Raw genomic sequence first — 19,369 nt, 5'->3', positions numbered from 1 at the left:
GGCTCCGCACCCAGACGGGCCTGTTCCTCCTCGACGATACGGCGGGCCAGACCCAGGTCGGAGACGTCCACCGCGTCCGGGGTCGACTCGGCGACCGCGCTGCGGCGGGCGTAGGCGTCGAAGAGGCGGGACTTGTTCTCCAGGAGCCGCACCAGGCGCTCGTCCACGCCGCCCGTGCACAGCAGGCGGTGCACCTGCACCGAGCGGACCTGGCCCATACGGTGGGCGCGGGCGACCGCCTGGTGCTCGACGGTCGGCTTCAGCTGCGGCTCGCACAGGATGACCACGGACGCGGCCTGCATGTTCAGGCCCACTCCCCCGGCCTCGATCTGCGCGAGCAGCACCGCGTGGCCGGGCGCGGCGGCGAAGTCGTCGACGAGCCGCTGCCGGCGCGCGGGCGGCACACTTCCGGTGAGCGGCCCGAACACATGCCCCTCGTCGCTCTTCCCGAGTGCTTCATGCACCGTGCCGAGCACGTCTCGGAACGCGGAGAACACCACGACCTTGAGCCCGTTCTCGGCGGCCTCCGCGGCGATCTCCCGCAGCCGGTCCAGCTTCGCGGACGCGGCCGGCCGCGCGTAGGCCGCCCTGCGCATGGCCATGAAGTTGCCCGCCCGCACGGCCTCCCGGTACGCCTCCTCGTCCTGGGCGCTGGGTTCCTCCCACTCGTCGGTGTGCTGCAGCGCGGGGAGCTCGGTGAGGACGTCCTGCTGGTTGCGGCGCAGATAGACCGGCGCGACCGCCTTGCGGAACGCCTTCGAGCCCGCGACGCCGTCGTGTTCGTCCACGCGCTCGGCGAGGTCCGGCTGCAGGATCCGTACGAGGCTGCGGAACTCCTCCACCCGGTTCTCCATGGGTGTGCCGGTCAGGAACAGCACGCGGTCGCAGGTGCCCGCCCAGGCGGAGACGGCGCCCGCGCGGCGCGTGTTCGGGTTCTTGACGTAGTGCGCCTCGTCGACGACGAGCAGGCCGATCTCACCGTTGCCGGGCGCGGGGAAGCCGCGCAGGGCGTCGAAGGTGGTGACGGCGACGCCGCCCCGCTCCTTCCAGTCGGTGAACGCGTCCTGCCGGTCCGGGCCGTGCACCGGGGTGACCCGCAGCGTGCTGCGCTTCTCGATCTCCCGGGTCCAGTTGATGAGCACGCTGGCCGGGCAGACCACCAGGAAGTGGGTCTCGCCCCGGGCGGCCAGGTGCGCCAGCGCGGCGATGGCCTGGATCGTCTTGCCGAGCCCCATCTCGTCGCCGAGGATCACCCGGCGCTGGGCGAGGGCGAACCGGGTGCCGAACGCCTGGTAGCCGCGCAGCGACACCCGGCGGTGGGTGTCGTCCAGCGACTGCTCCCGCACCCGGTCGGCCACCTCGTCCGGCAGGAAGCCCTCGGCGGCGGCCGGGTCGGGGGCGCGGCCCGTGACCTCGGCGAGCAGGCTGTAGTACTCGGCGGAGCGCAGCTCGAAGTCGACCAGGGCGGCCAGGTCGGACTCGGGGCGGCGCAACAGGTCCACCGAGGCCTGCGCCAGCAGCTCCGGCACACCGTCCTCACGCGCCCGCTCGGTCAGCGCGCGGACCTCCGCCACGGCCGCGACCGCCCGCTCCCGGCCGACCCGCCCGGCGAACAGCATCCGCAGCCGCCCGGCCGCGGGGGCCGCCTCGGCCAGCAGCGGACCGAGCCGCTTCTCCAGCCCGGCGGCCGTCTCCACGGCCCGGCGCGCCTCGGGCCCCGCCTCCACCAGCACATGCAGGGCCGCGACCAGCGCGGTGGTCCGCGGCTCCGGCCGGTCCACGTCGATGTGCACGGCCACGGTGTCCCGTACGGCGTCGGCGATCCGTCGCGCGGCGGCCACCGTCTGATCGGCGGTCTGCTGCCCCACGCCGGGCAGCTGACGCAGCCGGTACGCCCCGGCGTCGAGCACCTGCCCGACCGTCCGGAACCCGCCCTTCTCCACCTCGCCGAGCCGCAGCCGGCCCTCGGTGAGGTCCTTCAGCCGGGCGACCGGGATCGCGTCCAGCTCATGCCGTACGAGCTCGTCGTGGATCGGCTCCAGCGCCGCGCGCACGGCGGCGACGGCCCGCGCGTGGTCGCCGGCCACCCCCTGCACGGCCTCGTACAGCCGCCGCCCCCCGGCAACCGCTTCCCGCTCACTGCGCCCCATGCCGCCCCCGCCCTCCCGACCCCTCCCGACGCGTCCTCGCATCCTGCCACTGGGAGGGGGCAGCTCCGAGCCCGGTCCACCGACGCCACACGATCCCGCGCTCGGACCTGCGCCGAGTCACTACCGTCGCACCAGGCCCTGACTGCCGCGGAGCCCCAAACAGGGCCCTGACCTGGACTTTCCTCGTCAGCATGCGGTGGCTCCCGACGGCCGTCACGGGTGTCCTGCGGACTGGCCGGCGGCTCCGAGGCGGCGAAATGCCTGGCACACCGGCTGGGCCTGCAAGGAGACTGCGCAGGTGAGCGACTCCTACCCCTGCCCCTGCTGCGGGCACCGCGTGCTGGACGCGATGCCCGGCTCGTACGAGATCTGCCCCGTCTGCTTCTGGGAGGACGACGGGGTCCAGTTCCGCTGGCCGACCATTGCCGGCGGCGCGAACCAGGTCTCCCTCATCGATGCCCAGCGCAACTGGCGAGTGGACACCGGCCGCGCCTACTGCGTCCCCGGCCCCGGCCTGGGCTGGGAACTCGACTGGACCGCGCCCTGGGAACACCTGGTCGAGGAGTCCCGCACCTGGTCCCTGCTGGAAGCCTCAGAAGCCCCCGCCGGCGACGGCATCTTCGTCGCCCCCGCCTGGATCGACCGCAGCGACCTGCACCCGGAGAGGTGACCGATGCCGTTCCAACACCCCGAGGAAGTCGGCTACGGCCATGTGATCGAGCGCTACGCGGCAAGGAACGACTCGGGCCGAGCACGCTACCTCGTCCTGAGGAGTGGTCGATTCCTACGGCCCGAATGGCCTCACGGCGAAAGCTTCGCCCGTCACCTCATCGACGACGCGGCCACGATCACCGACGCGGAGTTGGAGGCCCTCCTCGGCTACGAGTGGCGTTCGCGCCTCACCGCCGCATGGCTGATCGGCGTCGACCGCCGCGACCGGTTCCGCGAACGCATCGGCGACCTGCTCCTGGCCAGCGAGGTCGGCTTCTCGGGTGGCGCCTACTGCTTCGCCCTGGCCCGCTTCGGCACCCACGCGGACGCCGAGATCCTCGCCGCCTACCTCGACCACTACCTCCCGCGCACCGACCTCCGCTACGACCAGCACGCAGCCCTGGGCGCCCTCCTCCGCCTGGACGCCCACCTCGGCACCCACCACGCCGACCGCTTCACCCGGCCCGACGGTCTCTGGGACCAGTGGGTCGACGCCCTGCCCCACCTCCGCGGTCACCCCGCCTACACTCCCGTCGAACGGCGCCGCTCGACAGACCTCCAGTGCGACTTCGCCAACGGCTGGCGACGCCGGTGACCACAAAGGCCGCCCGACCCGCCGCATCGCGGGTCGGACGGCCTTCTGCCGGGCGTATCAGACGTTGAAGCGGAACTCCACCACGTCGCCGTCCTGCATGATGTAGTCCTTGCCCTCCATGCGGGCCTTGCCCTTGGCGCGGGACTCGGCGACCGAGCCGGTCTCGACCAGGTCCTCGAAGGAGATGACCTCCGCCTTGATGAAGCCCTTCTGGAAGTCGGTGTGGATGACTCCGGCGGCCTCGGGGGCGGTGGCGCCCTTCTTGATGGTCCAGGCGCGGGACTCCTTGGGGCCGGCCGTCAGGTAGGTCTGCAGGCCGAGGGTGTTGAAGCCCACGCGGGCCAGCGTGGCCAGGCCGGGCTCCTCGGCGCCGACCGACGCCAGGAGCTCCATGGCGTCCTCCTCGTCCAGCTCGGCGAGGTCCGCCTCCAGCTTGGCGTTGAGGAAGATCGCCTCGGCGGGGGCGACCAGGGCGCGCTGCTCGGCCTTGAAGTCGTCGTCGACCAGCTCGTCCTCGTCGACGTTGAAGACGTAGAGGAAGGGCTTGGTGGTCAGGAGGTGCAGGTCGTGCAGCAGCTCCTCGTTGCCGGAGCCCTGGACGATTCCCGCGGAGAACAGGGTGTCGCCCTTCTCCAGGATCTCCTTGGCCTCCTCGACGGCCTTCACCTTCGGCGCGATGTCCTTCTTGATCCGCGACTCCTTCTGCAGGCGCGGCAGGACCTTCTCGATGGTCTGGAGGTCGGCGAGGATCAGCTCGGTGTTGATCGTCTCGATGTCGTCCTTCGGCGAGACCTTGCCGTCGACGTGGACGACGTTCTCGTCCTTGAAGGCGCGGATGACCTGGCAGATCGCGTCCGACTCACGGATGTTCGCCAGGAACTTGTTGCCCAGGCCCTCGCCCTCGGAGGCGCCGCGCACGATGCCCGCGATGTCGACGAAGTCGACGGTCGCCGGAAGGATCCGCTGGGAACCGAAGATCTCGGCCAGCTTCGTCAGACGCGCGTCGGGGACGCCGACCACACCGACGTTGGGCTCGATCGTGGCGAACGGGTAGTTGGCCGCCAGCACGTCGTTCTTGGTCAGGGCGTTGAACAGGGTCGACTTGCCGACATTCGGCAGACCGACGATTCCGATCGTGAGCGACACGTTGCGACTTCCCGTACGTGAGAGGTGAGGACTGGGGGGCTTGGCCGATCCACCAGTCTACGGCGTGCCGGGCCCGCCTCCCGCGTGCCGTCGAACACCTGGCCAAGGTGCGCCCCCGGGCGTGTCCGTCGCCCGCCGCACCCCGTGCCCCGGCCTAGGTTGGTCCGGTGGAGCGGCACGGCGCGCGACCCGCCGGGTACGGAATGCCACGAGACACTCGGTTCCACGTGGGGTGAGGGCGGGTACGCGCCGCGCGAGCGGTTTGCGGATGTCGAGGCGGACGGGGAGACGGTGGAACGGCGGGGCGAGGGCCGTACGAGGCGCGGCGAGGGCGGGCTCATGCCCGGCGGCGGTGAGCGGGGTGGCGGCAGCGGGGACGGTGGCGGGACCGGGCGGAGGTCCGCCTGGCCGGCCTCGCGGTCCGCACAGTCGCCCCAGGGGCTGTCCCGGTCCGCCCGGGAGCGGCGGCCCCTGCGGAGGGACGCTCCCGTGCGGCCGGGTCCGGCCACGCGGCCCGTCGCCCAGCGGCGGCCCGTCCCCTCCCGCCCGGCAGGGGCCCTACGGCGGCCCGGTCCGGCCCCTGTGGCAGCGCAGGCCCGGCGGTTTCCCAACCCCCGGCTGACCGGACTCGGCAGCGGGCTGTTCTGCGGCGCCGCGATGCTGCTGCTCGGCTTTCTCGACGCGGCGGTGTCCGGCTCGCTCGGTCTCTACAGCGTCGCGTTCCTGCCGGTGTGCGTGCTGACCGCGCTCTGGGTGCGCGAGGGCGATCTGCTGACCGCCCCCGTGGTCCTGCCGAACGCGTTCGCGCTGGGGCTGCTGCCCGCGGCCGCCGACCATGGCGGGGGCTTCGGCGGTCACCTGATGGGGCTGGTGACCGCCCTCGCGACCGAGGCCGGATGGCTGTACGGCGGGACGCTGCTCGCCGGTGTGGTCGTCCTGGTCCGCCGGGTCCGGCTGGTGGCCCGCCGAAACGCCGCCCGCCACCCCGGGCACCCCGGGGTCTGAGGGCCGCCCTACCCGCCGATGTCCGTCTCCGCCGCGTGCATCGCCGCGCCCACGATCCCCGCGTTGTTCTGCAGCTGGGCCGGGACGATCTCCGCGCGGATGCCCTGGATGTGGGGCAGGAACTTGTGCGCCTTGCGGCTCACGCCGCCGCCGATGATGAACAGCTCGGGCGAGAACAGCATCTCCACGTGCGCGAGGTACTTCTGGACCCGGCGGGCCCAGTGCTCCCACGTCAGGTCCTCGTCCTCCTTGGCCTTGCTGGAGGCGTGCTTCTCCGCGTCGTGGCCGTTCAGTTCGAGGTGGCCGAGCTCGGTGTTGGGGACCAGGCGGCCGTCGAGGAACAGGGCGCTGCCGATGCCCGTGCCGAAGGTGAGCAGGAACACCGTGCCCTTGCGGCCGCGGCCCGCGCCGAAGTGCATCTCGGCGACTCCGGCGGCGTCCGCGTCGTTGACCACGGTCACCGGCAGTCCGCCGAGGCGCTCGCCGAACAACGCGCGCGCGTCGGTGTCGATCCAGCTCTTGTCGACGTTCGCGGCGGTGCGGATCGTGGAGCCGTCGGTCACCACACCGGGGAAGGTGAGGCCGACCGGGCCGGTCCAGCCGAAGTGCTCGACTACCTGGCGCACACCGTCGGCGACCGAGTCGGGGGTCGCCGGGTGCGGGGTGAGCACCTTGTGGCGCTCCTGGGCGAGGTCGCCCTTGTCGAGGTCCACCGGGGCGCCCTTGATCCCGGATCCGCCGATGTCCAAGCCGAAGATCTGCATGGCCCTACGGTACGACGGACGTCTGACGGTCACTCACCGGTCGCGGTGGCGGTGCGCTCGGCGATGAGCGTGGCCGCCTCCTCGCGCAGGTCGCGGCGGAGCTCCTTGGGCAGCGAGAAGGTGATGGACTCCTCGGCCGCCTTGACGATCTCGACGTCCTCGAAGCCGCGCTGCGACAGCCACTCCAGGACCTGCTCGACCAGGACCTCCGGCACCGAGGCGCCCGAGGTCACGCCGACCGTCGTGACGCCCTCCAGCCAGGCCTCCTCGATCTCGTCGGCGAAGTCCACGAGGTACGCGTCGCGGGCGCCCGCCAGCTTGGCGACCTCCACCAGCCGCTTGGAGTTGGAGGAGTTGCGCGAGCCGACGACGATGACCAGGTCGGCCTCGGCGCCCATCTGCTTCACGGCGAGCTGGCGGTTCTGCGTGGCGTAGCAGATGTCGTCGCTGGGCGGCGAGATGAGCTGGGGGAACTTCTCCTTGAGGGCGTCGACGGTCTCCATGGTCTCGTCCACGGAGAGCGTGGTCTGGGAGAGCCAGACGACCTTGGACTCGTCGCGGACCTCGACCTTGGCGACGTCGCCGGGGCCGTCGACGAGCTGGATGTGCTCGGGGGCCTCGCCGGACGTGCCGATGACCTCTTCGTGGCCCTCGTGCCCGATGAGGAGGATGTCGTAGTCCTCGTTGGCGAAGCGGACCGCTTCCTTGTGGACCTTGGTGACCAGCGGGCAGGTCGCGTCGATGGTGGCCAGCTTGCCGCGCGCGGCCTCCTCGTGGACGACGGGGGCGACGCCGTGGGCCGAGAACATCACGATGTTGCCCGGCGGCACCTCCTCCGTGCGCTCGACGAAGACGGCGCCCTTCTTCTCCAGGGTCTGCACGACGTACTTGTTGTGGACGATCTCGTGCCGGACGTAGACGGGAGCGCCGTACTGCTCGAGGGCTTTCTCGACGGCGATCACGGCGCGGTCCACACCCGCGCAGTAGCCACGGGGGGCGGCGAGCAGGACACGGCGGCCAGGCGAAGCAGTCATGCGTCCCATCGTAAGGGTGCGCCGCCCGCCCCGAAGATCGCCCGGGGTGTGGGGCGGTGCGCGGGGCGGGGGACGGCGCGCGGGGCGCCCGTCCACGCCCTCGCCGCACGGACGGGCGGTGTTGTCGGTGGCGGCCGTTACGCTCGCGGCATGGCTGTGAACACGTCGCCCGAGTCCCCGTTGCCCGTCGGTGAGGTGTCCCGGCTCATCGGGGGGTGGATCGACCGGCTCGGCGCGGTGTGGGTGGAGGGGCAGATCACCCAGCTGTCGCGGCGGCCCGGCGCGGGCGTGGTGTTCCTGACGCTGCGCGACCCGTCGTACGACATCTCGGTGAGCGTGACCTGCTACCGGCAGGTGTTCGACGCGGTGTCGGACGTGGTGAGCGAGGGCGCGCGGGTCGTGGTGCTGGCCAAGCCCGAGTGGTACGCGCCGCGCGGGCAGCTCTCGCTGCGGGCGACCGAGATCAAGCCGGTCGGGGTCGGGGAGCTGCTGGCCCGCCTGGAGATGCTGAAGAAGTCCCTGGCCGCGGAGGGTTTGTTCGCTCCGGAGCGCAAGACGGCGCTGCCGTTCCTGCCGCAGCTCGTCGGCCTGGTGTGCGGGCGGGCGTCCGCCGCCGAGCGGGACGTCCTGGAGAACGCGCGGCACCGCTGGCCCGCCGTCCGCTTCGAGGTGCGCAATGTCGCCGTGCAGGGTGTCCACGCGGTGCCGCAGGTGGTGCAGGCGGTCAAGGAGCTGGACGCGCTCGACGACGTGGACGTGATCATCGTCGCGCGGGGTGGTGGCAGCGTGGAGGACCTGCTGCCGTTCTCCGACGAGCAGCTGGTGCGGGCGGTGGCTGCCTGCCGTACGCCGGTGGTGTCCGCGATCGGGCACGAGCCGGACAATCCGCTGCTGGACCTGGTCGCCGATCTGCGTGCCTCCACCCCGACCGACGCCGCCAAGAAGGTCGTCCCGGACGTGGGCGAGGAGTACGAGCGGGTGCGGATGCTGCGGGACCGGGCCCGGCGGTGCGTGGAGGCGTACGTCGAGCGCGAGGAGCGGGGGCTCGCGCACGCTCTCGCGCGCCCCTCGATAGAGGATCCGCACCGGATGATCGACGAGCGGGCCGACCATGTGGCCTCGCTCCTCGACCGCGGCCGCCGCTGCCTGGGGCATCACCTGGACCGGGCCGCGTCCGAGTTGACGCACACGCACGCGCGCGTGGTGGCCCTCTCCCCGGCGGCGACCCTGAGGCGGGGGTACGCCGTGCTGCAGCGGGAGGACGGGCATGTGGTGCGCGATCCCGGCGAGGTGACGGCGGCCGAGGTGCTGCGCGCCCGGGTCGCCGAGGGCGAGTTCTCCGTACGAGTCGACGCAGGAAACGATGCATAGGGTGGGCGGCATGACCGGCAAGGTGGAAGAGGCCCTCGGGTACGAGCAGGCCCGGGACGAGCTGATCGAGGTCGTACGGCGGCTGGAGGCGGGCGGCACGACGCTGGAGGAGTCGCTCGCGCTCTGGGAGCGCGGCGAGGAGCTGGCGAAGGTGTGCCGGCGCTGGCTGGACGGGGCGCGGGCGCGCCTGGACGCGGCCCTCGCCGAGGAGGAGGCCGGGGACGGGCCGGAGGAGACCGGCGACGACGACTGAGCCGCCCGCTCGGGGGCTGTGAGGCGACTCACCAGAGGGCCTTAGTTGAACATTGAACTTGTCTCGCGTACTGTCGCTCACGTAAGCGGTCCACGGTCCGTTTACGCGTGCCGTGCGGTCCCCGTGCGGCGCCCCCGACGACGCACCACCGAGAAGGTTCCGCATGTCTCTCGTCCTCGACCCCGCCGCCCAGGACCTGCTGTTCCGTGAGGCCCGCACCGCCAACACCTTCACCGACGAGCCGGTGACCGACGAGCAGGTGCAGGCGGTCTACGACCTGGTCAAGTACGGCCCGACCTCCATGAACCAGTCCCCGCTGCGGGTCACGCTGGTCCGCTCCGCCGAGGCCCGTGAGCGCCTGGTGCAGCACATGGCCGAGGGCAACCGGCAGAAGACCGCCACCGCCCCGCTGGTCGCGATCCTCTCCGCGGACAACGAGTTCCACGAGGAGCTGCCGGCCCTCTTCCCGCACTTCCCGCAGGCCAAGGACGCCGTCTTCGGCGACCGCGTGGTCCGCGAGAACAGCGCCGCGCTGAACGGCGCCCTCCAGGCCGCCTACTTCATCGTCGGCGTCCGCGCCGCCGGGCTGGCCGCCGGCCCGATGACCGGCTTCGACTTCGAGGGCGTCCGCAAGGAGTTCCTGGACGGCGACCACACCCCGCTGATGGTCGTCAACATCGGCCGCCCCGGCCCGGACGCCTGGTACCCGCGCTCCCCGCGCCTGGCGTACGAGCAGGTCGTCACCACGGTCTGATCCGGCGCGCGGCCCAGGCCGTGTCCGCCCGCCCATGACGAAGGCCCCCGGCAGCACTCGCCGGGGGCCTTCGCCGTGCTCAGGGGGTCACTCGGCCCGCAGGGCCTTCGCCATCCGGGTCAGCTCGCCGAAGGAGCCGGTCCCGGCGACCACGGTCGTCGCGCCGTCCTCCTGGGAGACCAGGGCGTCGTAGCGGCCACCGGTCCAGCGGGTCCAGGTGCGCTCACCGATCCGCTCGGCGACGTCCGTCCTGCCCGCGCCCTGGGTGGCCTGCTCGATGAACTCGGCCGGCTTCTCCGTCGACTGCTGGACCTGCACATAGCCGCCGTCCGGGGTGTGATAGCCGAGATGCCAGGCGTCGAACTGGTCGGCCCGGAAGCGGACGGAGGTCGGCTTCCAGGTGTCGGGCAGCCCCTGGGGCGCCACCACCGGATAGGACGCCGCCCGGCGGGCGGTGAGCAGTTCGACGCGGTAGTCGACCCGCGGGAGGTCGGGCGTGCCGTCGTCGTGCGGCACGAAGAGATAGACGACTCCCGCCGCGAGCACGGTCACCCCGAGGGAGAGAACCATGTTGCGGACCGACTTCTGCTTAACCTTCGAACCAGCCACGCCTCTATCGTCGCAGGTGCCCTGGCCGCTCATCCGTGGGGCCCCCTGCTCATTCTGTTCACCCGGGGATAGAGTCGAGCCGGTCACCCTCATCCGGCCGTCGTCGTATCAGAAAGGTGCGCTCCGATGACCGAGAATCATCATCATCTGCCGTCCGAACTCGAGGTACCGAGCGAAGCCCCCGACCGCAACCTTGCCCTGGAACTGGTCCGTGTGACCGAGGCGGCCGCGATGGCGGCGGGCCGCTGGGTCGGTCGCGGCGAGAAGAACGGCGCCGACGGTGCCGCGGTGCGCGCCATGCGGACCCTCGTCCACACCGTGTCGATGAACGGCGTCGTCGTCATCGGTGAGGGCGAGAAGGACGAGGCGCCCATGCTCTTCAACGGAGAGCGGGTCGGCGACGGGACGGGCCCGGAGTGCGACATCGCCGTCGACCCGATCGACGGCACCACGCTCACCGCCAAGGGCATGCCCAACGCGATCTCCGTGCTGGCCGCGGCCGACCGGGGCTCCATGTTCGACCCGTCGGCCGTCTTCTACATGGACAAGCTCGTCACCGGGCCCGAGGCCGCCGACTTCGTCGACATCGACGCGCCCGTCGGGGTCAACATCCGCCGGGTCGCCAAGGCCAAGCGGGCCACCGTCGAGGACGTCACCGTCGTCATCCTCGACCGCCCCCGGCACGAGGGCATCATCAAGGAGATCCGGGACGCCGGCGCGCGGATCAAGCTGATCTCCGACGGCGATGTCGCCGGCTCCATCTACGCGCTCCGCGAGGGCACCGGCGTCGACATGCTGCTCGGCATCGGCGGCACCCCCGAGGGCATCATCTCGGCCTGCGCGGTGAAGTGCCTCGGCGGCACCATCCAGGGCAAGCTGTGGCCCAAGGACGACGAGGAGCGGCAGCGGGCGATCGACGCCGGGCACGACCTGGACCGGGTGCTCATGACGGACGACCTGGTCGCCGGCGACAACGTCTTCTTCGTCGCGACCGGCATCACCGACGGCGAGCTGCTGCGCGGTGTGCGCTACCGGTCGGAGACGGCCACGACCGACTCGATCGTGATGCGGTCGAAGTCGGGCACGGTGCGCCGGATCGATTCCGAACACCGGCTGAGCAAGCTGCGGGCCTACAGCGCCATCGACTTCGACAGGGCGAAGTGACGGCGTAGCGGTCCCGCTGAGCGGCAAGGGCGCCCCCGGTGCGGAGGGGGCGCCCTTTTCCGTCGTGTCTCAGCCGGCCTGGGCTATCCGGTTCGCGGCGCCCACCGTCTTCTTGAGCTCCATCTCGCGGCGGCGGCGCCGGGCGAGGACGACCCGGCGCTCGGCCGCGGTCAGTCCGCCCCACACGCCGTACGGCTCGGGCTGGAGCAGGGCGTGCTCACGGCACTCGACCATGACCGGACAGCGTGCGCAGACGCGCTTGGCGGCCTCCTCACGGGAGAGGCGGGCCGCGGTGGGCTCCTTGGAGGGTGCGAAGAACAGGCCCGCTTCGTCGCGCCGGCACACCGCTTCGGTGTGCCACGGGGCGTCCTGATCCCTGTCTCGCGCTGGCACCCGCTGGGCCGGAACGGCGGCTACCTGCAGGGACGAATGCGGCGGTTGCAGCACGGTCTACTCCTGACGACGGCTTCGCGAGCGAGAGACGATGCGACAAGGTCTACCCGCTGTACGCGCGCCTATGCGGGGAGTTCCGAACCGCTGGGCCCCGGGCCGCCCCGGACGCCCCACCGGGGCCGCCGACCGCGGGAACCCGCCCGTCCGGTTCACGACCGTCAATGCTCCAGGTGCCGGCGCAAACTCCGGTCGACCTTGCGGTGCACCCGGTCCAGGATGTCCGCGACCAGCTTCCCGCGCCGCGGCCGGCCCTCGATGCTGCCGAGCACGGCCCAGCCGTCGATGTGGACGACCGGCGCGTCCGGGTCCTCCGCGTCGAGATGGTCCACCTCGAAGGCGCCGAGGACGCCGCCGCCGGTGCCCCGCAGCGACACGTTCTCCGGGACGCGGACCTCGACGCTGCCGAAGACCGACCACGCCCGGATCACGATGTGCTGGTACTGGAACAGGGCCTCGCTGAGATCGATCTCCACGCTGCCGAAAACGGCGTACGCGTGGATACGGCGGCCCGCGCGCCAGCGCCCCTTGCGCACGGCACTGCTGAACACCGCGACCACATGGTCGTCGGCGTCGGCCGGGACCGGACCCGGCGCCGGGAGCGGGGCGGCCGGGGCGACCCGGCGCGGATGCCCGGCGGGCAGATCCCGGATGAACGCCTCCAGCTCCCCCACCGTCCGGGCCGCCAGGACGCCCTCGACCCGCTCGGCGTGCTCGTCGGCGGTCAGGCGCCCCTCGGCCAGGGCGTCGCGCAGTATGTCGGCGATGCGGTCACGGTCCGCGTCGGAGGCGCGGAGCTCGGCGGCGGGAGCGGGCGCGGTGCGCTTCTGAAGGTCCACGGCAGCAGCGTACCGAAACACGATAGATCGCGATAGCCCTCGGCCGATTCGTCCGCCGGTCACCGAACTGAGCCTTACCTCACAGGCTCGCCGTCGGAGGCAGGTTCTACGCTGGTGGACGCTGCCAACGGAGGCCAGCCGCTGTCTGTCGAGTGAGGAATGGGCGAGATGCCTGAGTTCGCGTACACCGATCTGCTCCCCATGGGAGAGGACACCACCCCGTACCGGCTGGTGACCTCCGAGGGTGTCTCCACCTTCGAGGCCGACGGGCGGACCTTCCTCAAGGTGGAGCCCGAGGCGCTGCGCAAGCTCGCCGAGGAGGCCATCCACGACATCCAGCACTACCTGCGCCCCGCGCACCTCGCCCAGCTGCGCCGGATCATCGACGACCCCGAGGCGTCCAGCAACGACAAGTTCGTCGCGCTGGACCTGCTGAAGAACGCGAACATCGCGGCCGCCGGCGTCCTCCCGATGTGCCAGGACACCGGCACCGCGATCGTCATGGGCAAGCGCGGCCAGAACGTGCTGACCCAGGGCGAGGACGAGAAGGCCCTCTCCAAGGGCATCTACGACGCCTACCAGAACCTGAACCTGCGCTACTCGCAGATGGCCCCTCTCACCATGTGGGAGGAGAAGAACACCGGCTCCAACCTCCCCGCCCAGATCGAGCTGTACGCCACCGACGGCGGCGCCTACAAGTTCCTCTTCATGGCCAAGGGCGGCGGCTCGGCCAACAAGAGCTTCCTCTACCAGGAGACGAAGGCCGTCCTGAACGAGGTCTCCATGATGAAGTTCCTGGAGGAGAAGATCCGCTCCCTCGGTACGGCCGCCTGCCCGCCGTACCACCTGGCCATCGTCGTCGGCGGCACCTCCGCCGAGTACGCGCTCAAGACCGCCAAGTACGCCTCCGCGCACTACCTGGACGAGATCCCCGCCGAGGGCTCCGAGCTCGGCCACGGCTTCCGCGACAAGGAGCTGGAGCAGAAGGTCTTCGAGCTCACCCAGAAGATCGGCATCGGCGCGCAGTTCGGCGGCAAGTACTTCTGCCACGACGTCCGCGTGATCCGCCTCCCCCGGCACGGCGCGTCCTGCCCGGTCGCCCTCGCCGTCTCCTGCTCCGCCGACCGCCAGGCCGTCGCGAAGATCACCGCCGAGGGCGTCTTCCTGGAGCAGCTGGAGACCGACCCGGCGCGCTTCCTGCCGGACACCACCGACGAGCACCTGGACGAGTCCGGGGACGTCGTGAAGATCGACCTCAACCAGCCGATGGACACCATCCTGGCCGAGCTGACGAAGTACCCGGTCAAGACCCGCCTGTCCCTCTCCGGCCCGCTGGTCGTGGCCCGCGACATCGCGCACGCCAAGATCAAGGAGCGGCTGGACGCGGGCGAGGAGATGCCGCAGTACCTCAAGGACCACCCGGTGTACTACGCCGGTCCCGCGAAGACCCCCGAGGGCTACGCGTCCGGCTCCTTCGGCCCGACGACGGCCGGCCGCATGGACTCCTACGTCGAGCAGTTCCAGGCCGCGGGCGGCTCCAAGGTGATGCTCGCCAAGGGCAACCGCAGCAAGCAGGTCACCGACGCGTGCGGCACCCACGGCGGCTTCTACCTCGGCTCCATCGGCGGCCCGGCCGCCCGCCTCGCCCAGGACTGCATCAAGAAGGTCGAGGTCGTCGAGTACGAGGAGCTCGGCATGGAGGCGGTCTGGAAGATCGAGGTCGAGGACTTCCCGGCCTTCGTCGTCGTCGACGACAAGGGAAACGACTTCTTCCAGGATCCCGCGCCGGCGCCCACCTTCACGTCCATTCCGGTACGCGGCCCCGGGCTCGGCTGAGCCGCGCGGTGACGATCCGCCTCCGCGGGGAACAGTGGTCGGGGTGCCGGTGCTGTGACACGTGGAGGTGATCGTCGATGACCGACGGACAGGACAGGGACGGGTACCGGGTCGAGCACGACTCGATGGGTGAGGTGCGGGTGCCCGCGCACGCCAAGTGGCGGGCGCAGACCCAGCGGGCCGTGGAGAACTTCCCCGTGTCCGGGCAGCGCATCGAGCGGGCGCACATCGAGGCGCTCGCCCGGATCAAGGGTGCCGCCGCGAAGGTGAACGCGCGGCTCGGGGTGCTCGACAAGGACGTCGCCGAGGCGATCCAGGAGGCGGCCGCGGAGGTCGCCGAGGGCCGGTGGGACGAGCACTTCCCCGTGGACGTGTTCCAGACCGGGTCCGGCACCTCGTCCAACATGAACACCAACGAGGTGCTCGCGACGCTGGCGACCGAGCGGCTCGGCCGGGACGTGCACCCGAACGACCACGTCAACGCGTCCCAGTCGTCGAACGACGTCTTCCCGTCCTCGATCCACATCGCGGCCACCGCCGCCGTCACCCGGGACCTGATCCCGGCGCTCGAGCACCTCGCGGCGGCCCTGGAGCGCAAGGCCGGGGAGTTCGCCGACGTCGTGAAGTCGGGGCGGACGCATCTGATGGACGCCACGCCCGTGACGCTCGGTCAGGAGTTCGGCGGGTACGCGGCCCAGGTCCGGTACGGCGTCGAGCGGCTGCGGGCCTCGCTGCCCCGGCTCGCCGAGCTGCCGCTGGGCGGTACGGCCGTCGGCACCGGGATCAACACCCCGCCCGGGTTCTCCGCCGCCGTCATCGAGGAGGTCGCCCGGGTCACCGGGCTGCCGCTGACCGAGGCGCGCGACCACTTCGAGGCGCAGGGCGCCCGGGACGGCGTCGTGGAGACCAGCGGGCAGCTGCGGACGATCGCCGTGAGCCTGACGAAGATCGCCAACGATCTGCGGTGGATGGCGTCCGGGCCGCGCACCGGGCTGGCCGAGATCTCGCTGCCCGATCTGCAGCCGGGGTCGTCGATCATGCCGGGCAAGGTCAACCCGGTCATCCCGGAGGCCGTGCTGATGGTCGCCGCGCAGGTCGTCGGCAACGACGCCACGGTGGCCACCGCGGGGGCGGCCGGCAACTTCGAGCTGAACGTGATGCTGCCGGTGATCGCGAAGAACGTGCTGGAGTCGGTGCGGCTGCTCGCGAACGTGTCCCGGCTGCTGGCCGACCGGACGGTCGACGGCATCGTGGCGCACCGCGAACGGGCCCGGGAGTACGCGGAGTCCTCGCCGTCGGTCGTCACGCCGCTGAACAAGTACATCGGGTACGAGGAGGCCGCCAAGGTCGCCAAGCGGGCGCTGGCGGAGCGCCGGACCATCCGCGAGGTCGTCCTGGACGGCGGGTACGTGGACCGCGGCGACCTGACGCTGGAGCAGTTGGACGAGGCGCTGGACGTGCTGCGGATGACGCGGCCGTGACCGGTGGTCACGAAGGCGTGAACCGTGACCCGTCTCGCAGCGTCGCGTGCCTGGGGCACCTAATATCTGTGCATGGCAGACGGCGGGTCGGTGACGACGGAAGTGGAAACGGGCGGGTCGACGGGCTTCTGGGCCCCCGGCTCGCACATCCTGTGGCGGTACCGGGAGAACGCGGGCCCGCGTTTCCACATCGCGCGCCCGGTCACCGTCGTCCGTGACGACGAGGAGCTGCTCGCGGTGTGGCTCGCGCCGGGCACGGAGTGCGTCAAGCCGGTGCTGACCGACGGGACGGCGATACATCTGGAGCCGCTGCGGACCCGGTACACCAAGCCGCGTACCGTCGCGCGGGGCCGCTGGTTCGGGACCGGGGTGCTGAAGCTGGCGCGGCCGGGTGAGCCGTGGTCGGTGTGGTTGTTCTGGGAGCCGGGCTGGCGGTTCAAGAACTGGTACGTGAACCTGGAGGAGCCGCTGGCCCGTTGGGCTGGCGGGGTGGATTCCGAGGACCACTTCCTCGACATCTCGGTGCATCCGGACCGCAGTTGGCACTGGCGGGACGAGGACGAGTTCGCGCAGGCCCGGCGGGACGGTCTGGTGGACGAGCCGCTGGCCGCGCGGGTGCGCCGGGCCGGGGAGTCGGCGGTGGAGGTGATCCGCGCATGGGGGCCGCCGTTCCGCGACGGCTGGCAGAACTGGCGCCCCGATCCGTCCTGGGCTGTACCTTCTTTGCCTGAGGACTGGGACCGTACGCCCGCGCGTCTGTCGTCATGAGACCCTTGATGCGCCCCCCTGCAAGAAACGTAGGATCGTCCTCCGCACGGGCGCGCGGGGACAACTGACGGACGAAGCGCCGGGCTTGACCGATCGTCACCGAGGGGCGGCAGGACGTGAGCGAGGGTTACCAGGGCGGCGCCGGCACGGACCGGCGCCGGTACCGCACGGGTGGCACAGGAACTGCCTCTGGTCACGCGGGATTTCCGTTCCCGGGGCATGTATTGCGGGTATCGGAGTCTCGGCGGGACGAACTGCACGCGTGGCGCGCAGCCCCGGACGGATGGATTCGAGAGGCGTGACGGAGCAGCCGACCTCCTACGAGCGCCCCGAGGCGGGCGTCGACCCCGCGGAGCCCCGCGGGGCGCTCGCGCGTTCCTCGGCGCCCCGCGCCACGTCCACGCGCCCCTCCGGAGGCGGTGCCGCGTTACCCGCGCAGGCCCGCACCGGAGAGACCCCTTCCACGCCGGGCACCACCGCACCGTCCGGCCCGAGCAAGGAGCCCCCAGTCATCGTCGGCAACGGTCCCGAGCACGCGCAGCCCTCCGTCGCCGAGCCCGACGCGCACCGGCCACGGCCGGCGCCGGAGGCGATTCCTCCGCAGCCGGGTGCCGAGCAGCCCCCGGCGTCCGCGGAGCGGCGGACCGGTCAGGGGGTGCAGCCGGGCCGTCCCACGCCGATGCGGCGGGACGGGGACCGGCTGCGTTTCGTGGGCGCGGCGACCCGGCGGATCGCGCGCGGCATAGACCTGGACGAGATCGTGATGGGGCTGTGCCGGGCGACCGTGCCGACGTTCTCCGACGCGATCCTGGTCTATCTGCGGGACCCGCTGCCGGTCGGGGACGAGCGGCCGACGGGGCCGGTGGTGCTGCGGCTGCGGCGTACGGACCGGATTCCTGAGGAGCGGGACACCGAGGGTTTCCTGCCGCCGGCACCGCCCGCGGACCCGGCGGAGCTGTCCGGGCTTTCGGCGGTGACGGCCGAGTTGTGCGAGGTACGTCCCGGGGGCGCGCTGGCGGAGGTGCTGCGCGGGGTGCGTCCGGTGTTCGCGGACGCACCCGCCGCGCGGGCCGCGCTGCCCGAACTCCTCGGCGAGGAGGGCGAGTCGATCATTCCGGACGGTCAGCGGGCGATCCTGGCCCCGCTGCGGGGGCGGCGCCGGGTGATCGGCGCCGCGGTGTTCCTGCGCCGCCCGGAGCGGCTCGCGTTCGAGCCGGACGATCTGCTGGTCGCGGCGCAGCTGGCCACGCACAGCGCGCTGGGCATCGACAAGGCGGTGCTGTACGGCCGTGAGGCGTACATCGCGGACGAGCTGCAGCGCACGATGCTGCCGGAGACGCTGCCGCGTCCGACGGGGGTGCGGCTCGCCTCGCGCTATCTGCCGGCCGCGGAGACCGCCCGGGTGGGCGGCGACTGGTACGACGCGATCCCGCTGCCGGGCAGCCGGGTGGCGCTGGTGGTGGGCGATGTCATGGGGCACTCCATGACCTCCGCCGCGATCATGGGCCAGCTGCGGACGACGGCGCAGACCCTCGCGGGGCTGGATCTGCCGCCGCAGGAGGTGCTGCATCATCTGGACGAGCAGGCGCAGCGGCTGGGCACCGACCGCATGGCGACCTGCCTGTACGCCGTCTACGACCCGGTCGCGCACCGGATCACGATCGCCAACGCCGGGCATCCGCCGCCGGTGCTGCTGCATCTGGGCGGGCACGCCGAGGTGCTGCGGGTGCCGGCGGGCGCGCCGATCGGTGTCGGCGGTGTGGACTTCGAGGCGGTGGAGCTGGACGCGCCGGCCGGGGCGACCCTGCTGCTGTACACGGACGGTCTGGTGGAGTCCCGGCTGCGGGACGTGTGGACCGGGATAGAGCAGCTGCGGGAGAAGCTCGCGGCGACCGCGCAGCTGACCGGCCCGGACCATCCGCCGCCGCTGGAGGCGCTGTGCGACGACGTGCTGGACATGCTCGGTCCCGGTGACCGTGACGACGACATCGCGCTGCTCGCCGCCCGGTTCGACGGGATCGCGCCGAGCGATGTGGCGTACTGGCATCTGGACCCGGAGGACGCGGCGCCGGGGCGGGCCCGGCGGCTGGCCCGGGGCGCGCTGTCGGGCTGGGGGATGGAGGAGCTGACCGACTCGGTCGAGCTGCTGGTGAGCGAGATCGTGACGAACGCGGTCCGGTACGCCTCCCGTCCGGTGACGCTGCGGCTGCTGCGCACGGATGTGCTGCGCTGCGAGGTCGGCGACGACGTGCCGCAGCTGCCGCGGCTGCGGCAGGCGCGGGCCACGGACGAGGACGGGCGCGGGCTGTATCTGGTGAACCGGCTGGCGCGGCGCTGGGGTGCGACCCGGCTGAGCACCGGCAAGGTGGTCTGGTTCGAGCTGAACCGCGGCTCGGCCGCGGGCTGAAGAAGGCGCCGCGCCCCTGGGAGGGCGCGGCG

The 19,369-nt window shown here is 72.0% G+C and carries 17 protein-coding genes and 1 pseudogene; 11 read left to right on the top strand and 7 right to left on the bottom strand.

What is annotated here, in order from left to right; genetic code table 11:
- Window positions 1-8: 8 nt before the first annotated feature.
- A pseudogene (locus tag DC008_RS22510) lies at window positions 9-2,150 on the bottom strand (DEAD/DEAH box helicase); the annotation flags it as partial.
- 298 nt (window positions 2,151-2,448) lie between these two features.
- On the opposite strand from DC008_RS22510, the gene DC008_RS36040 reads away from it, so the two are divergent.
- Both DC008_RS36040 and DC008_RS22500 read left to right on the top strand, forming a co-directional pair.
- Window positions 2,449-2,820: a CPCC family cysteine-rich protein gene (locus DC008_RS36040; RefSeq protein ID WP_108708501.1), complete on the top strand. Its 372-nt coding sequence runs from the start codon at window positions 2,449-2,451 to the stop codon at window positions 2,818-2,820.
- 3 nt (window positions 2,821-2,823) lie between these two features.
- Window positions 2,824-3,456, top strand: coding sequence for a DUF6000 family protein (locus tag DC008_RS22500; protein ID WP_208645953.1), 633 nt, complete (start codon window positions 2,824-2,826; stop codon window positions 3,454-3,456).
- Between the two features lie 57 nt (window positions 3,457-3,513).
- On the opposite strand, the gene ychF is transcribed toward DC008_RS22500, so the two are convergent.
- On the bottom strand, window positions 3,514-4,602 hold the full coding sequence (ychF, locus tag DC008_RS22495) for a redox-regulated ATPase YchF (RefSeq protein ID WP_108708500.1): 1,089 nt from the start codon (window positions 4,600-4,602) through the stop codon (window positions 3,514-3,516).
- 582 nt (window positions 4,603-5,184) lie between these two features.
- Here ychF and DC008_RS22490 point away from each other — a divergent pair.
- Window positions 5,185-5,607 carry a DUF6542 domain-containing protein gene (locus DC008_RS22490; RefSeq protein WP_382109974.1) on the top strand — a complete coding sequence of 141 codons (423 nt, stop codon included), beginning with the start codon at window positions 5,185-5,187 and terminating at the stop codon, window positions 5,605-5,607.
- Window positions 5,608-5,615: 8 nt separating this feature from the next.
- Here the strand turns inward: DC008_RS22490 and ppgK are convergent, their stop codons facing one another.
- On the bottom strand, window positions 5,616-6,371 hold the full coding sequence (gene ppgK, locus DC008_RS22485) for a polyphosphate--glucose phosphotransferase (protein ID WP_108708499.1): 756 nt from the start codon (window positions 6,369-6,371) through the stop codon (window positions 5,616-5,618).
- Window positions 6,372-6,400: 29 nt separating this feature from the next.
- Window positions 6,401-7,414, bottom strand: a complete 1,014-nt coding sequence (locus DC008_RS22480) for a 4-hydroxy-3-methylbut-2-enyl diphosphate reductase (RefSeq protein ID WP_108708498.1) — start codon at window positions 7,412-7,414, stop codon at window positions 6,401-6,403.
- A 141-nt stretch (window positions 7,415-7,555) separates the two neighbouring features.
- Between DC008_RS22480 and xseA the strand changes: the two genes are divergently transcribed.
- The 3 genes from xseA to DC008_RS22465 all read left to right on the top strand — a co-directional run bounded on the left by xseA (window position 7,556) and on the right by DC008_RS22465 (window position 9,783).
- Window positions 7,556-8,776, top strand: coding sequence for an exodeoxyribonuclease VII large subunit (gene xseA, locus DC008_RS22475; RefSeq protein WP_108708497.1), 1,221 nt, complete (start codon window positions 7,556-7,558; stop codon window positions 8,774-8,776).
- Window positions 8,777-8,786: 10 nt separating this feature from the next.
- Window positions 8,787-9,029 carry an exodeoxyribonuclease VII small subunit gene (locus tag DC008_RS22470; protein ID WP_055621928.1) on the top strand — a complete coding sequence of 81 codons (243 nt, stop codon included), beginning with the start codon at window positions 8,787-8,789 and terminating at the stop codon, window positions 9,027-9,029.
- Between the two features lie 163 nt (window positions 9,030-9,192).
- Window positions 9,193-9,783, top strand: coding sequence for a malonic semialdehyde reductase (locus DC008_RS22465; RefSeq protein ID WP_108708496.1), 591 nt, complete (start codon window positions 9,193-9,195; stop codon window positions 9,781-9,783).
- A gap of 87 nt (window positions 9,784-9,870) precedes the next feature.
- On the opposite strand, the gene DC008_RS22460 is transcribed toward DC008_RS22465, so the two are convergent.
- A complete protein-coding gene (locus DC008_RS22460) occupies window positions 9,871-10,392 on the bottom strand; it encodes a DUF4245 domain-containing protein (RefSeq protein ID WP_164492344.1) in 522 nt (173 codons plus the stop codon).
- A 126-nt stretch (window positions 10,393-10,518) separates the two neighbouring features.
- Between DC008_RS22460 and glpX the strand changes: the two genes are divergently transcribed.
- On the top strand, window positions 10,519-11,556 hold the full coding sequence (gene glpX, locus DC008_RS22455) for a class II fructose-bisphosphatase (protein ID WP_055621801.1): 1,038 nt from the start codon (window positions 10,519-10,521) through the stop codon (window positions 11,554-11,556).
- A gap of 69 nt (window positions 11,557-11,625) precedes the next feature.
- Here glpX and DC008_RS22450 read toward each other — a convergent pair whose 3' ends face one another.
- Together DC008_RS22450 and DC008_RS22445 are read right to left on the bottom strand one after the other, a co-directional pair.
- Window positions 11,626-12,003: a WhiB family transcriptional regulator gene (locus tag DC008_RS22450; RefSeq protein ID WP_079033618.1), complete on the bottom strand. Its 378-nt coding sequence runs from the start codon at window positions 12,001-12,003 to the stop codon at window positions 11,626-11,628.
- A gap of 164 nt (window positions 12,004-12,167) precedes the next feature.
- The gene (locus DC008_RS22445; protein WP_055621799.1) at window positions 12,168-12,845 is read right to left on the bottom strand and encodes a DUF1707 SHOCT-like domain-containing protein; all 678 of its coding nucleotides are present in this window, start codon (window positions 12,843-12,845) and stop codon (window positions 12,168-12,170) included.
- 168 nt (window positions 12,846-13,013) lie between these two features.
- On the opposite strand from DC008_RS22445, the gene DC008_RS22440 reads away from it, so the two are divergent.
- The 4 genes from DC008_RS22440 to DC008_RS22425 all read left to right on the top strand — a co-directional run bounded on the left by DC008_RS22440 (window position 13,014) and on the right by DC008_RS22425 (window position 19,337).
- On the top strand, window positions 13,014-14,681 hold the full coding sequence (locus DC008_RS22440; protein ID WP_164492343.1) for a fumarate hydratase: 1,668 nt from the start codon (window positions 13,014-13,016) through the stop codon (window positions 14,679-14,681).
- Window positions 14,682-14,758: 77 nt separating this feature from the next.
- Window positions 14,759-16,162 (top strand): class II fumarate hydratase, encoded by a 1,404-nt coding sequence (locus DC008_RS22435; protein ID WP_108708493.1) that lies wholly within the window; start codon window positions 14,759-14,761, stop codon window positions 16,160-16,162.
- A 72-nt stretch (window positions 16,163-16,234) separates the two neighbouring features.
- A complete protein-coding gene (gene fomD, locus DC008_RS22430) occupies window positions 16,235-16,930 on the top strand; it encodes a cytidylyl-2-hydroxypropylphosphonate hydrolase (protein ID WP_208645951.1) in 696 nt (231 codons plus the stop codon).
- Between the two features lie 283 nt (window positions 16,931-17,213).
- Entirely contained in the window at window positions 17,214-19,337 is a 2,124-nt protein-coding gene (locus DC008_RS22425) for an ATP-binding SpoIIE family protein phosphatase (protein WP_208645949.1), read from the top strand.
- The last annotated feature ends 32 nt before the right edge of the window (window positions 19,338-19,369 follow it).

Origin of the sequence: Streptomyces nigra (assembly GCF_003074055.1) — a bacterium.
In the GTDB taxonomy this organism is placed as follows: Bacteria; Actinomycetota; Actinomycetes; order Streptomycetales; family Streptomycetaceae; genus Streptomyces; species Streptomyces nigra.
This window is presented reverse-complemented; position numbering and strand designations above follow the sequence as displayed.

Coding starts and splice junctions, on each gene's coding strand:
- DC008_RS22470 (WP_055621928.1), top strand. CDS start 8,787: ATGACCGGCAAGGTGGAAGAGGCCCTCGGGTACGAGCAGGCCCGGGAC.
- DC008_RS22425 (WP_208645949.1), top strand. CDS start 17,214: ATGGATTCGAGAGGCGTGACGGAGCAGCCGACCTCCTACGAGCGCCCC.
- glpX (WP_055621801.1), top strand. CDS start 10,519: ATGACCGAGAATCATCATCATCTGCCGTCCGAACTCGAGGTACCGAGC.
- DC008_RS22435 (WP_108708493.1), top strand. CDS start 14,759: ATGACCGACGGACAGGACAGGGACGGGTACCGGGTCGAGCACGACTCG.
- xseA (WP_108708497.1), top strand. CDS start 7,556: ATGGCTGTGAACACGTCGCCCGAGTCCCCGTTGCCCGTCGGTGAGGTG.
- DC008_RS22500 (WP_208645953.1), top strand. CDS start 2,824: ATGCCGTTCCAACACCCCGAGGAAGTCGGCTACGGCCATGTGATCGAG.
- DC008_RS22465 (WP_108708496.1), top strand. CDS start 9,193: ATGTCTCTCGTCCTCGACCCCGCCGCCCAGGACCTGCTGTTCCGTGAG.
- fomD (WP_208645951.1), top strand. CDS start 16,235: ATGGCAGACGGCGGGTCGGTGACGACGGAAGTGGAAACGGGCGGGTCG.
- DC008_RS22480 (WP_108708498.1), bottom strand. CDS start 7,414: ATGGGACGCATGACTGCTTCGCCTGGCCGCCGTGTCCTGCTCGCCGCC.
- DC008_RS22440 (WP_164492343.1), top strand. CDS start 13,014: ATGCCTGAGTTCGCGTACACCGATCTGCTCCCCATGGGAGAGGACACC.
- ppgK (WP_108708499.1), bottom strand. CDS start 6,371: ATGCAGATCTTCGGCTTGGACATCGGCGGATCCGGGATCAAGGGCGCC.